Origin of the sequence: Bordetella sputigena (genome assembly GCF_965137885.1) — a bacterium.
Lineage (GTDB): Bacteria > Pseudomonadota > Gammaproteobacteria > Burkholderiales > Burkholderiaceae_B > Bordetella_C > Bordetella_C sputigena.
The window spans coordinates 291881-304977 of sequence record NZ_CBCSCA010000006.1 but is presented as its reverse complement, the minus strand read 5'-3'; the positions used below and the strand labels follow the sequence as shown (position 1 = coordinate 304977).

Genomic DNA, 13097 nt, shown 5'->3' with positions numbered 1-13097 from the left:
CTAGCCGATTCGGCTAGAATTTTCGACAACTTTGTGCTTTTTACATCCTTCTCGTCCTGCCGGACGGGCTAAGCCGTCCCTCGATATGTCCCAATCCGAAGCCCCCATCACCCCCGAGGTTGAAGCCGATCTCCGCGTCGCCAAGCGCGGCTGCGACGAGCTGCTCGTCGAATCGGAATTCGTCCGCAAGCTGGCCCGCAGCCGGGCCACCGGCGTTCCCCTGCGCATCAAACTGGGGCTGGATCCCACCGCGCCCGATATCCACCTCGGCCATACGGTGGTCCTGAACAAAATGCGTCAACTCCAGGACCTGGGCCATACGGTCATCTTCCTGATCGGCGATTTCACGTCCATGATCGGCGATCCCAGCGGCCGCAATAGCACCCGTCCCCCTTTGACGCGCGAACAGATCGAGTCCAACGCGAAAACGTATTACGCGCAGGCCAGCCTGGTGCTGGATCCCGCTCGTACAGAAATCCGCTACAACTCGGAATGGTCGGACCCGCTCGGCGCCCGCGGCATGATCCAGCTGGCCTCGCGCTATACCGTGGCCCGCATGATGGAGCGCGAGGACTTCACCAAGCGCTTCAAGGGGGGAATCCCCATTTCGGTGCATGAATTCCTGTACCCGCTGATGCAGGGCTACGACTCGGTGGCCCTGAAGTCGGACCTGGAGCTCGGCGGCACGGATCAGAAGTTCAATCTGCTGGTCGGCCGCGAACTGCAGAAGGAATATGGCCAGGAACCGCAGTGCATCCTAACCATGCCGCTGCTGGAAGGCATCGACGGCGTGGACAAGATGTCGAAGTCCAAGGGCAATTACATCGGTATCTCCGAGGCCCCGTCTTCGATGTTCGGCAAGCTGATGTCGATTTCCGACACCCTGATGTGGCGCTATTACGAACTACTGTCCTTCCGGACGCTGGACGACATCGCCGCGCTGAAGGCCGCCACCGAAGCCGGTCGCAATCCGCGCGACGCCAAGGTCGAACTGGCGCAGGAAATCGTCGGCCGTTTCCACGGCGCCCAGGCCGGCCGCGACGCCCTGGCGGAGTTCGAGGCGCGCTTCCGCGATGGCGCAATTCCGGAAAACATGCCCGAGATCAAAATCGCCGGCGCCCCGCTGGGTATATTGAAAATACTGCGTGAAGCCGGGCTGGCCGCCTCCGGCGCCGAGGCGCAGCGCAACGTCGAGCAAGGCGGCGTCCGGGTCAACGGTGAAAAGGTGGAAGACAAATCGTTGCAATTGTCCCAGGGCGTGTACGTAATCCAGGTAGGAAAACGGAAGTTCGCGCGTGTTACCTTGGCGTCGTAGGGAATTATCCAGCGCCGCACACGACCCATCCTTTTGGTTTTCTTGAAGGAGGCTGCCATGAAGCTAGCGAGCTTGTCTTTTTCCGATAATGAGTCCATCCCCGAGCGTTATGCTTTCGCGCGGATCGACCCGCAGTCGCATGTCGCGCTGGCCGATAATTTCAATCCCCAGTTCTCCTGGGACGACGTGCCGGAAGGCACCCAGTCTTTCGTCATGGTCTGCCATGATCCGGACGTCCCCAGCAAACCGGACGACGTGAATCAGGAAGGCCGCGTCGTGCCCGCCGACCTGCCGCGCGTGGAGTTCTTCCATTGGGTGCTGGTGGACCTGCCGGCGGATATGCGGGAGATCGAAGAGGGCGCGTTTTCCAACGGCATTACGCCGCGTGGCAAGGGCGGGCCGCTGGCGCCGCATGACGCGCGCCAGGGTGTCAACGACTACACCGGCTGGTTCGCCGCCGACCGCGACATGAGCGGCGATTACTTCGGCTACGACGGCCCCTGCCCGCCGTGGAATGACGCGCTGGTGCATCATTACGTTTTCACGCTGTACGCCCTGAGCGTGCCGCGGCTGGATGTGGAAGGCACTTTCAACGGCAAACAGGTGCTCAGCGCCATCCAGGGCAAGATCCTGGCGCAAGCCTCGCTCACCGGGACGTATACGCTCAACCCGGCGCTGGCGCCGAAAGTCATCGGTACGACGTCGGCTTGACCCGACATAACCCGAAGGCGCCGCGCATGCGGCGCTTTTTTTTCGCCGGGGTATTGCCGGCCGGGGTATTGCCCTGGTGTCGCCCGGGTGTCGCCCTTGGTTCGGCCGTGGGGCGCCTCCCGGCCGGCCGCCCCCGCGGTCCACAGCATGAGCCGCGCTCACCCTGCCATGAGCCGCTTTTCCAGAGAAGCGTCGGTTCGCAAGAAAATCCCGCCGCAGCCCGGTTTTCAGCGCCGCGGCAGGCGAAAAGGCCGGTAACCGCACGGTAAACTATGCGCAATACGCGTTTCCCCGCTTTTTGACTCCGTTCAGGAACCTCCATGTTCGACCGTACCCGTACCATTTCCCAGGTTGATGAAGAAGTCTGGGCCGCCATCCAGAAGGAAAACACCCGCCAGGAACAGCACATCGAGCTGATCGCGTCGGAAAACTACGCCAGCCCGGCCGTCATGCAGGCCCAGGGCACGCAGCTTACGAACAAATACGCGGAGGGGTATCCCGGCAAGCGCTACTACGGCGGCTGCGAGTACGTCGACATCGTGGAACAGCTGGCCATCGATCGCCTGAAGGAGCTGTTCGGCGCCGAAGCGGCCAACGTACAGCCGAACTCCGGCTCGCAGGCCAACCAGGGCGTCTACATGGCGGTGCTCAAGCCCGGCGATACGGTGCTGGGCATGAGCCTGGCCGAGGGCGGCCATCTGACGCACGGCGCCTCGGTGAACGCGTCGGGCAAGCTGTACAACTTCCTGCCCTATGGCCTGGATGCCGATGAAGTACTGGACTACGCCAAGGTCGAAGCCCTGGCGCAAGAGCACAAGCCCAAGCTGATCGTGGCCGGCGCGTCCGCCTATTCCCTGCACATCGACTTCGAGCGCATGGCCCGCATCGCCCGTGACAACGGCGCGCTGTTCATGGTCGACATCGCCCACTATGCCGGCCTGGTCGCCGGCGGCGCCTACCCGAACCCCGTTCCGCACGCCGATTTCGTGACCTCGACCACGCACAAGTCGCTGCGCGGCCCCCGCGGTGGCGTCATCATGATGAAGGCTGAGTACGAAAAAGCCATCAATTCGGCGATTTTCCCCGGCATCCAGGGCGGTCCGCTGATGCACGTCATCGCCGCCAAGGCGGTGGCCTTCAAGGAAGCGCTGCAGCCGGAGTTCCGCGATTACGCCCACCAGGTGGCCAAAAACGCCAAGGTGCTGGCCGAAACCCTGGTCAAGCGCGGCCTGCGCATCGTGTCCGGCCGCACCGAAAGCCACGTCATGCTGGTCGACCTGCGCGCCAAGGGCATCACCGGCAAGGAGGCGGAAGCGGTGCTCGGCCAGGCCCACATCACGGTCAACAAAAACGCCATCCCCAACGACCCCGAAAAGCCCTTCGTGACCAGCGGCATACGCCTGGGCACGCCGGCCATCACGACCCGCGGCTTCAAGGAAGCGGAAACCGAGCTCACCGCCAACCTGATCGCCGACGTGCTGGACGACCCGCGCAACGAGGCCAATATCGCCTCCGTGCGTGAGCGCGTGAACGCGCTCACGGGCCGCCTGCCGGTCTACGGCTGAACGGGCGCGGCGGAGGACCACGGTGCGCTGCCCGTTCTGCGGCCATGCCGATACCCAGGTGATCGATAGCCGGGTGCTGGAAGAAGGCGAAACCATCCGCCGGCGCCGCCGTTGCCAGCACTGCGACAAGCGCTTCACGACGTACGAACGGGTGGAGCTGGCGATGCCTTCCATCGTCAAGCGCAACGGCAGCCGCAGCGAATACGACCAGGGCAAGCTGCGCGCCAGCCTGTCCCTGGCGCTGCGCAAGCGGCCCGTCAGTACGGAAGACGTCGATGCCGCGGTGGCGCGCATCGAGGAAAGCCTGCTGACCAGCGGCAAGCGGGAAGTCCCTTCCGCCTATGTGGGCGAATTGGTCATGAACGAGCTGCGCAAGCTGGACAAGGTCGCCTACGTCCGTTTTGCCTCGGTGTATCGCAGTTTCGAGGACATCGGCGAGTTCATCGAGGCCATCCGCGAAATGCAGGGGCCGCTGTTGTCCGGCAAGCTGCGCAAAGAACCCTGATGCGCCGATGACCGCGGACCAGGATCACCATTGGATGCGGCATGCCCTGGATCTGGCCAGGGGCGTGATCCACACCACCGCGCCCAACCCCAGGGTGGGGTGCGTGATCGTCCGGGATGGGCGCATTCTGGGCGAAGGCGCCACCCAGCCGCCGGGCGGCCCTCATGCTGAAATTTGCGCATTGCGCGACGCCGCCGCGCGCGGCGTATCGGTCGCCGGCGCCACCTTTTACGTCACCCTGGAGCCATGCAGCCATTTCGGCCGTACGCCCCCCTGCGTGGATGCCGTCGTCGCCGCGGCGCCCGGTCGCGTTGTGGTGGCCATGGGCGACCCGAATCCGCAGGTAAACGGAGCGGGCCTGGCCAGGCTGCGGGCCGAAGGTATCCCCGTCACGGTCGGCGTCTGCCTGCCGGAAGCGCTGGCCTTGAACGCCGGCTTCGCCGCGCGGATGAGCAGGGGAACTCCCTGGGTCTGGGCGAAGATGGCGGCCTCCCTGGACGGCCGCAGCGCCTTGCACAACGGGATGTCGCAATGGATTACGGGGCCGGAGGCGCGCGCCGACGGCCATGCGTGGCGGGCGCGGGCCGACGTGGTATTGACGGGCATGGGCACGGTGCGGAAGGACGATCCGCGGCTCACCGTGCGGGACGTCGCCGTGCCGCGACAGCCGCGCAAGGCGGTGGTGGACGGGCGCCTGCAGATCTCCGAAGCCGCCCGCCTGTTCGACGGCGAAGAAGTATGGGTCTTCACCGCCCATGATGACCCCACCAAGGCGGAGCGGCTGCGGCGCCGTAATGCCCGGGTGATCGTGTTGCCCGGCGCGGAGCCGGGACGGGTCGATTTGCCCGCCATGCTGCGCTGGATGGCCCGCAATCACGTGAACGAGGTCCACGTCGAAGCCGGCGCCGGCCTGACCGGGGCGCTATTGTCCGCCGGCTGCGTGGACGAGATCCTGGCGTACATCGCCCCCGTGCTGCTCGGCGACGCGTATGGCATGGTCAAGCTGCCCATGCTTTCCCACCTGGATGCCGCCCAGCGCTTCCAGTTCGTCGATGTGCAGCCGGTCGGCGGCGATGTGCGCCTGCGCGGCCGTTTCGCCGACCGCTGGCAGGCACTGCTGAGTGCTGCTACCCCGCGTTAAGGCCGCTCGCATCGAAGCTTGGCGTTGAAGCTTTATTCGTCGCGGCTATTCCTTTGGCGCTCAACCACCCGGTCCCCATCCGCGCCGTGCGCGTATCCTATCGTTAACCGGCCAACCGGCCTGGGCGCGCCGTATGCGCATATCCGGCGACGGCGCCGATATTCACGTTCAGAGATCTATCCAGGAGCTTTTTTATGTTTACCGGCATCGTCACGGCAGTCGGCCGCATCGTGCAAGTACAGCCTTATGAATCGGAGGACGGCGGCGCCGGCGCGCGCGTGCGTATCGAGGCCGGCACCTTGGGGCTGGCCGATGTGCAGTTGGGCGACTCGATCGCGGTGCAAGGGGCCTGCATGACCGTGGTGGCGCTGGAGGGCAACAGCTTCGACATCGACGTCTCGCGCGAAAGCCTGCGCCTTACCGTTGGTCTCGATCGCCCTGGCGAAGTGAACCTGGAGAAATCATTGCGTGTCGGCGATGCCCTGGGCGGCCACCTGGTTTCGGGCCACGTGGACGGCCTGGGAACCGTCGTGGCTTACGCGCCGGTTGGAGAATCGCGGGAGCTTATCATCCGCGCGCCGAATGAAATGGCGAAATACCTGGCCTACAAAGGCTCTGTTACGGTGAATGGCATTAGTCTCACGGTAAATGGCGTACAGGACGGCAAGGAGGGTAGTGAGATCACCATTAACGTAATTCCTCATACCCAAAACATGACCACGTTGCGTAACGTAAACGTAGGCGACAAAGTGAACTTGGAGATCGATACGATCGCGCGCTACGTCGAACGCATGATGCAGGTGTCCACCGTACCGGGCTCGCCGGACGCCTGAATCAAGCGACCGATTGCAGCAGTGGCGCGATGCTTATTCGATTCGGTATGAGGGAGAACCAAACGCTTTCCAAAAATAATTTCAGTCGCTTTCCCAAGCGGAACTTGAACCGCTTGGAATAGGACTAAATCCTAGGGCCGTAATACCGTTGCGATAGCTGTGTGTGGGGAAAGCAACATAGCGTCACCTCTAATCTGTGTATGGTGAACACCACTGACGACATGGATGCAAATAGGGCACACAATGGGGTTGACGGCCGGCTAGCCCTTTTCTGATGTTGTTGGAGGTATCCCGATGCTGAACATCGTCGAAGGCTTCAAATCGCAGTACGCCCGTGAACAGGAAACCGAGCTCTCGCTCGAGGAATACCTGAACCTGTGCAAGCGTGATCCGATGGCTTACGCCAGCCCCGCGGAACGGATGCTTGCTGCGATCGGTGAACCCGAAATCGTCGACACTCGCAATGACTCGCGGCTGTCCCGACTGTTTTCCAACAGGGTGATCCGGCGTTATCCGGCCTTCAAGGAATTCTTCGGCATGGAGGACGTGATCGCCCAGATCGTTTCGTTTTTCAAGCATGCCGCGCAAGGCCTGGAAGAACGCAAACAGATTCTCTATCTGCTGGGACCGGTGGGCGGCGGGAAATCTTCCATCGCGGAGCGTCTGAAGACGCTCATGGAAGCCTACCCGATCTACTGCCTGAAAGGCTCGCCCGTCAACGAGACGCCGCTGGGGCTGTTCAATCCCAACCGCTTCGCCGACACGCTGGAACAGGATTACGGGATAGCGAGACGCTACCTTAGCGGCATCATGTCGCCGTGGGCCGTCAAGCGCTTGCGCGAATTCGACGGCGATATTTCGCAGTTCCGCGTGGTGCGCGTGAATCCTTCGGTATTGCGCCAGGTGGCCATCGCCAAGACCGAACCGGGCGATGAAAACAACCAGGACATTTCTTCCCTGGTCGGCAAGGTGGATATCCGCAAACTGGACCGTTATTCGCAGGACGATCCGGACGCCTACAGCTACTCCGGCGGCCTGTGCCTGGCCAACCAGGGGCTGCTGGAATTCGTCGAGATGTTCAAGGCGCCCATCAAGATGCTGCATCCCCTGCTGACGGCCACGCAGGAAGGCAATTTCAAGGGCACCGAGGGCTTTTCCGCCATCCCGTTCAACGGCAGCATCCTGGCGCACTCGAACGAATCCGAATGGCAGACGTTCCGCAACAACCGCCATAACGAAGCCTTCCTGGACCGGATCTACATCGTCAAGGTGCCGTACTGCCTGCAGGTCACGGAAGAAATCCAGATCTACAGCAAGCTGCTGCATAACAGTTCGCTGTCGGAAGCGCCCTGCGCCCCCGGCACCTTGGACATGATGGCGCAGTTTTCGGTGCTGACGCGGCTGAAGGAGCCGGAGAACTCCAGCATCTATTCCAAGATGCGGGTGTACGACGGCGAAAGCCTGAAGGATGTCGATCCCAAGGCCAAGGCCCTGCAGGAATATAAGGATTACGCGGGGACGGATGAGGGCATGACGGGCGTTTCGACGCGCTTCGCGTACAAGATCCTGTCCAGCGTCTTCAACTACGACCAGACCGAGGTCGCGGCCAATCCCGTCCATTTGATGTACGTCCTGGAACAGCGCATCGCCCGCGAGGACTTCCCCGAGGACACGCGCCGGCGTTACCTGGAGTTCATCAAGGGTTACCTGGCGCCGCGCTATGCCGAGTTCATCGGCAAGGAAATCCAGACCGCCTACCTGGAATCCTATTCCGAGTATGGGCAGAACATCTTCGACCGCTACGTTACCTTCGCCGACTGCTGGATCCAGGATGAAGAATTCCGCGATCCGGAAACCGGCGAGAGCTTCGACCGGTCGGCCCTGAACGACGAACTGGAGAAGATCGAAAAACCGGCCGGCATCGCCAATCCCAAGGACTTCCGCAACGAGATCGTCAATTTCGTGCTGCGCGCCCGCGCCAACAATAGCGGCCGCAATCCGACCTGGACCAGCTACGAGAAGCTGCGCGAAGTCATCGAGAAGAAGATGTTCTCGAACACGGAAGACCTGTTGCCGGTCATTTCCTTCAACGCCAAGGCGTCGGCGGAGGACAAGAGCAAGCACCAAAGCTTCGTCGAGCGGATGGTCGAAAAAGGCTATACCGAAAAGCAGGTTCGCCTGTTGTGCGAGTGGTACTTGCGGGTGAGAAAGTCCTCCTGAGCGAGGTAGTATGAATTCACTTATCGATCGTCGTCTCAACGGACGCAACAAGAGCACCGTGAATCGCGAGCGGTTCCTGCGGCGCTACAAGACCCAAGTTCGTAAGGCGGTGCGGGACCTGATACGCGAGCGCTCGATCGAAGAGATGGACCAGGGCGGGGAAATCAACCTTCCCGCCCGGGATATCTCCGAACCCCGTCTGCGCCACGGCGCCGGCGGGGATCGCGAAATCGTGCATCCGGGCAACCGGGAATTCGCCAAGGGCGACACCATCGACCGTCCCGATGGGGGCGGCGACGGCGGCGGCCGCGGCGATCCGGGCGAAGGCGATTCGGTGGACCAGTTCACCTTTACCCTGTCGCGGGCCGAATTCCTGAACTTCTTCTTCGAAGACCTGGAACTGCCGCATCTGGCGCGCAATCAGTTGGGCGACGTGCATCAGAAGAAATGGCACCGGGCGGGCTACACCACCACCGGCTCGCCCAGTTCGCTGGCGGTGGGCCGCACCTTGAAGGCGTCCCTGTCGCGGCGCATCGCGCTGAGCATAGGCGCGCGCCGCGAACTGACCGAAGCCGAAGACAAGCTGGAGGACCTCGAAAAGCAGGGCGCCCCGGCGGCGTTGCTCGAAGCGGCCCGCGCGGAGGTCGAATCCGCCCGCGAACGTGTGGCGCGCGTGCCTTTCCTGGACGAAATCGATCTGCGCTACCGGCATCGCGTGTCCGTGGCGGTGCCCATGGCCCGCGCCGTCATGTTCTGCCTGATGGACGTGTCCGGGTCCATGGATGAGAACAAGAAAGACCTGGCCAAGCGGTTCTTTACGCTGCTGTACCTGTTCCTGATGCGCAAGTACGAGCGCGTCGAGCTGGTCTTCATCCGCCATACGGATAATGCCGAGGAGGTCGACGAAGACACCTTCTTCCACGACCCCAAGAGCGGCGGCACCGTGGTGCTGTCCGCCCTGGAGATGATGAACGACATCATCGAAAAGCGCTACTCGCCGTCGACCTGGAATATCTATGCCGCGCAGGCCAGCGATGGCGATTCCTTCGGCGCGGACGCGGCGCGCAGCGCCCGTTATCTGTCCGAGCATCTGCTGCCGGCGGCGCGTTATTTCGCCTATATCGAGATCCACGACACCCACGACGTGCGCAAGAGCAGCCTGTGGGCGGAGTACGAGCGCGAGCCGGCGGAACACTTTGTCATGCGGCGCATCTCCGAACGCGGCGAGATTTTCTCCGTCTTCCATGAGTTGTTCCGGAAGGAGGCCGTAGCATGAGTATCCTGAACAGCCTGGAAGCCCCGCGGGCGGGACGATCGGCGGCGCCGATCTCCACCGGATCGGAGTGGACTTTCGACCTGATCCGCCAGTACGACGAGGCCATCGCCGAGGTCGCGGCGGAATTCAAGCTGGACACCTATCCCAACCAGATCGAGATCATCACGTCCGAACAGATGCTGGACGCGTATGCGTCCGCCGGCTTGCCGGTCGGCTATCCGCACTGGTCGTACGGCAAGGAGTTCATCCGCAACGAACAGGCCTACCGGCGCGGCGTACAGGGGCTGGCGTACGAGATCGTCATCAACTCCAACCCCTGCATCTCGTACCTGATGGAGGAAAACTCCATGGCCATGCAGGCGCTGGTGATTGCGCATGCCTGCTATGGCCACAATTCCTTCTTCAAGGGCAACTACCTGTTCCGCCAGTGGACGGACGCGGAAGGCGTGCTCGATTACCTGGTGTTCGCGCGCAACTACGTCATGGCGTGCGAAGAGCGCTATGGCATCGAAGCGGTGGAAGAGATCATCGATTCCTGCCATGCGCTGTCGTCCCATGGCGTCGACCGCTACAAGCGGCCGAATCCGGTTTCGTACAAGGAAGAGCTGCAGCGTGTCGCCGACCGCGAGGAATACCAGCGCGTGCAGTTCAATGATCTGTGGCGCACCGTGCCCAAGGCGGAGCAACCGGATACCGCCAAGAGAGCGGTGTTCCCGGCCGAACCCGAGGAAAACATCCTGTACTTCATCGAGAAGTACTCGCCCAAGCTGCAAACCTGGCAGCGCGAATTGGTGCGCATCGTCCGCAAGGTGGCGCAGTATTACTACCCGCAGATGCAGACCAAGGTGATGAACGAGGGCTGGGCCACGTTCTGGCACTACACCATCCTGAACCGCCTGCATGAAAAAGGGCTGGTCGACGATGGCTTCATGATCGAATTCCTGCAGAGCCATACCAACGTGGTATGCCAGCGCGGCTTCGACCAGCGCGGCTACGGCGGCATCAATCCCTATGCTTTGGGCTTCGCCATGATGACCGATATTCGGCGCATCTGCGAAAACCCCACTGAAGAGGACCGCCGCTGGTTCCCCGACATTGCCGGCGGCGATTGGCTGAAGACGCTGGACTTCGCCATGCGCAACTTCAAGGACGAGTCCTTCATCTCGCAATACCTGTCGCCCAAGCTGATCCGCGATTTCCGTTTCTTCGCGATCGCCGATCACGAGGAAAATCCTCAGCTCGAGGTCGTCGCCATCCATGATGATGAGGGCTACCGCCACGTGCGCAAGCTGCTGGCGGAACAGCACAACCGCGACAATCTGGTGCCCGACGTCCAGGTGCTGCAGTACAACCGCGATTCGGATCGTTCGCTGGTCCTGCGCCATCAGCAGACGCGGGGCAGGCCGCTGGTGCCCGAGGACGCCGACCAGGTGATGAAGCATCTCGCCCGGCTCTGGGGCTTCAAGGTGCGCATGGAAGAGACGGATGCCGATGGCCAGACGCTGGCTTTCCGGGAATTGACGATCTGACAAGCAGGGTTTCCCCGAGGGCGCCGTGAGGGGCAGGTTGTTCAAGATTTACCGATAAATCGTTAACATCCTGGTTTCCTCACGGTTGCCTTCGTTCCTTGCCTACGCCCCCAGATACGATTTCGCCGCTGCTTTCATTGCGCGGGGTGTCGGTGGAGTTTCCCACCGAGGACGGTGTTTTTCGCGCCGTCGATGAACTTGACTTCGATGTCTACCCCGGCCGCACGCTGGCTATCGTCGGAGAGTCGGGTTCCGGCAAGTCGGTAACGTCCATGGCCATCATGCGGCTGACCGATTACACCGGCGGCCGCATCGTCGGGGGTGGCATCCTGCTGCGCGACAAGGAAGGGCGCGAGCGCGATCTGACGCGCGCTTCCGACGATGATATGCGCGCCATACGCGGCAACGACGTGGCGATGATTTTCCAGGAGCCGATGACGTCGCTGAACCCCGTGTTCACGATCGGCGACCAGATTACCGAGGCCATCATCCTGCACCAGCGGTTGTCGCGGGGCGCGGCGCGCGAAGCGGCGCGGGCCCTGCTGGAAAAGGTGCGGCTGCCCGACGCGGCGCAGATGCTGGACCGTTATCCCCATCAGCTTTCCGGCGGCATGCGCCAGCGGGTGATGATCGCGATGGCGCTGTCATGCCGTCCGCGCCTGCTGATCGCCGACGAGCCGACGACGGCGCTGGACGTGACCATCCAGGCGCAGATCCTGAACACCATCCGCGAGCTGCAGCGCGACCTGGGCACGGCGGTGATCTTCATTACGCACGATATGGGTGTGGTCGCGGAGATGGCCGACGATGTCGTCGTCATGCTGCGCGGACGCAAGGTGGAACAGGGGACGGTGGAGCGTATCTTTCGGGCGCCGGAGCACCCCTACACGCGCGCGCTGCTGGCCGCCGTGCCGCGCCTGGGCAGCATGACGGGCCGCGATCTGCCGCTGCGCACGCCGCAGACCGTGCTGGAAGGTGATGTGCTGCGCGAGGTCGGCGCCACGCACGAACAGGATACCGCCGACTATGGCCAACCCTTGCTGAGCGTCCGCGGCCTGACGACGCGCTTCGACGTGGGCCGCGGTTTCCTGGGCCGCGTCACGCACCGGGTGCATGCCGTGGAAGGCGTCAGCTTCGATATCTATCCTGGCGAGACGCTGGCGCTGGTGGGCGAGTCGGGCAGCGGCAAGTCGACCATAGGCAAGACGCTGCAGCAGCTGGTCGCGCCTACCAGCGGCGAGGTGCTGTATGAGGGTCGGGATATTTTCAGCATGGATCGCGTCGGGCGCCAGCGCCTGCGGCAGCAGATCCAGTACATTTTCCAGGATCCCTATGCCTCGCTGGACCCGCGCAAGACCGTGGGATTCAGCATTGCCGAGCCTATCGTCACGCATGGTCTGCTGGCCGGTGAAAAAGCCATCGTCGCCCGCGTGGCGGAGCTGCTGGAACAGGTCGGACTGCGGCCGGAGCACGCGCGCCGCTATCCGCATGAGTTTTCCGGCGGCCAGCGGCAGCGCGTCTGCATCGCGCGGGCCTTGGCCAGCAATCCCAGCCTGATCATCGCCGATGAATCCGTGTCCGCGCTGGACGTATCGATACAGGCGCAGATCCTGAATCTGCTGATGGACCTGCAGAAGGACAGGCGGCTTTCCTACCTGTTCATCACCCATGACATGGCCGTGGTGGAAAAGGTCAGTCACCGCGTGGCCGTCATGTACCTGGGCCAGATCGTCGAGATGGGCCGCCGCCGCGATGTCTTCGAGACGCCGCGGCATCCCTACACGCGCAAGCTGCTGGCGGCAGTGCCGGTGGCCGAACCGGGGCGGCACATCGATACCACGTTGATCGCGGGAGAGATCCCCAGCCCGGTGCGTCGCGTGGGCGACGCGCCGCGTATCGTGCCGCTGGTCGAAATCGCACCGGGCCATCTGGTGGCCCAGGCGGCCTGACCATCATGGCCCGTTTATCTTTCTTTTTATCGTCATCGACGAACCCAACGTCC

The 13097-nt window shown here is 62.8% G+C and carries 10 protein-coding genes; all 10 read left to right on the top strand.

Annotated features, from left to right (window positions below; translation table 11 throughout):
- The first annotated feature begins 85 nt into the window (after positions 1 to 85).
- The 10 genes from tyrS (at position 86) to ACNA0R_RS14240 (ending at position 13044) form a co-directional block, all read left to right on the top strand.
- Positions 86 to 1315: a tyrosine--tRNA ligase gene (tyrS, locus tag ACNA0R_RS14285; protein WP_415826671.1), complete on the top strand. Its 1230-nt coding sequence runs from the start codon at positions 86 to 88 to the stop codon at positions 1313 to 1315.
- A 57-nt stretch (positions 1316 to 1372) separates the two neighbouring features.
- A complete protein-coding gene (locus ACNA0R_RS14280) occupies positions 1373 to 2026 on the top strand; it encodes a YbhB/YbcL family Raf kinase inhibitor-like protein (protein ID WP_415826670.1) in 654 nt (217 codons plus the stop codon).
- Positions 2027 to 2346: 320 nt separating this feature from the next.
- On the top strand, positions 2347 to 3591 hold the full coding sequence (gene glyA / locus ACNA0R_RS14275) for a serine hydroxymethyltransferase (protein WP_415826669.1): 1245 nt from the start codon (positions 2347 to 2349) through the stop codon (positions 3589 to 3591).
- A 22-nt stretch (positions 3592 to 3613) separates the two neighbouring features.
- Positions 3614 to 4096 carry a transcriptional regulator NrdR gene (gene nrdR, locus ACNA0R_RS14270; protein WP_415826668.1) on the top strand — a complete coding sequence of 161 codons (483 nt, stop codon included), beginning with the start codon at positions 3614 to 3616 and terminating at the stop codon, positions 4094 to 4096.
- A gap of 7 nt (positions 4097 to 4103) precedes the next feature.
- Complete coding sequence (ribD, locus tag ACNA0R_RS14265; RefSeq protein ID WP_415826667.1) at positions 4104 to 5237, top strand: bifunctional diaminohydroxyphosphoribosylaminopyrimidine deaminase/5-amino-6-(5-phosphoribosylamino)uracil reductase RibD; 1134 nt, start codon at positions 4104 to 4106, stop codon at positions 5235 to 5237.
- 194 nt (positions 5238 to 5431) lie between these two features.
- Positions 5432 to 6070, top strand: coding sequence for a riboflavin synthase (locus ACNA0R_RS14260; RefSeq protein WP_415826666.1), 639 nt, complete (start codon positions 5432 to 5434; stop codon positions 6068 to 6070).
- Positions 6071 to 6364: 294 nt separating this feature from the next.
- Positions 6365 to 8290 carry a PrkA family serine protein kinase gene (locus ACNA0R_RS14255; RefSeq protein WP_415826665.1) on the top strand — a complete coding sequence of 642 codons (1926 nt, stop codon included), beginning with the start codon at positions 6365 to 6367 and terminating at the stop codon, positions 8288 to 8290.
- Between the two features lie 10 nt (positions 8291 to 8300).
- Positions 8301 to 9566 (top strand): YeaH/YhbH family protein, encoded by a 1266-nt coding sequence (locus tag ACNA0R_RS14250; RefSeq protein ID WP_415826664.1) that lies wholly within the window; start codon positions 8301 to 8303, stop codon positions 9564 to 9566.
- On the top strand, positions 9563 to 11095 hold the full coding sequence (locus ACNA0R_RS14245; protein WP_415826663.1) for a SpoVR family protein: 1533 nt from the start codon (positions 9563 to 9565) through the stop codon (positions 11093 to 11095). Before ACNA0R_RS14250 ends, ACNA0R_RS14245 begins: the two co-directional genes overlap by 4 nt.
- 98 nt (positions 11096 to 11193) lie before the next feature.
- A complete protein-coding gene (locus ACNA0R_RS14240) occupies positions 11194 to 13044 on the top strand; it encodes an ABC transporter ATP-binding protein (RefSeq protein ID WP_415826662.1) in 1851 nt (616 codons plus the stop codon).
- The last annotated feature ends 53 nt before the right edge of the window (positions 13045 to 13097 follow it).

Bases quoted from the DNA above. Each gene is read 5' to 3' on its own strand.
- tyrS (WP_415826671.1), top strand. From the start codon at position 86: ATGTCCCAATCCGAAGCCCCCATCACCCCCGAGGTTGAAGCCGATCTC.
- ACNA0R_RS14280 (WP_415826670.1), top strand. From the start codon at position 1,373: ATGAAGCTAGCGAGCTTGTCTTTTTCCGATAATGAGTCCATCCCCGAG.
- glyA (WP_415826669.1), top strand. From the start codon at position 2,347: ATGTTCGACCGTACCCGTACCATTTCCCAGGTTGATGAAGAAGTCTGG.
- ribD (WP_415826667.1), top strand. From the start codon at position 4,104: ATGACCGCGGACCAGGATCACCATTGGATGCGGCATGCCCTGGATCTG.
- ACNA0R_RS14260 (WP_415826666.1), top strand. From the start codon at position 5,432: ATGTTTACCGGCATCGTCACGGCAGTCGGCCGCATCGTGCAAGTACAG.
- ACNA0R_RS14255 (WP_415826665.1), top strand. From the start codon at position 6,365: ATGCTGAACATCGTCGAAGGCTTCAAATCGCAGTACGCCCGTGAACAG.
- ACNA0R_RS14250 (WP_415826664.1), top strand. From the start codon at position 8,301: ATGAATTCACTTATCGATCGTCGTCTCAACGGACGCAACAAGAGCACC.
- ACNA0R_RS14245 (WP_415826663.1), top strand. From the start codon at position 9,563: ATGAGTATCCTGAACAGCCTGGAAGCCCCGCGGGCGGGACGATCGGCG.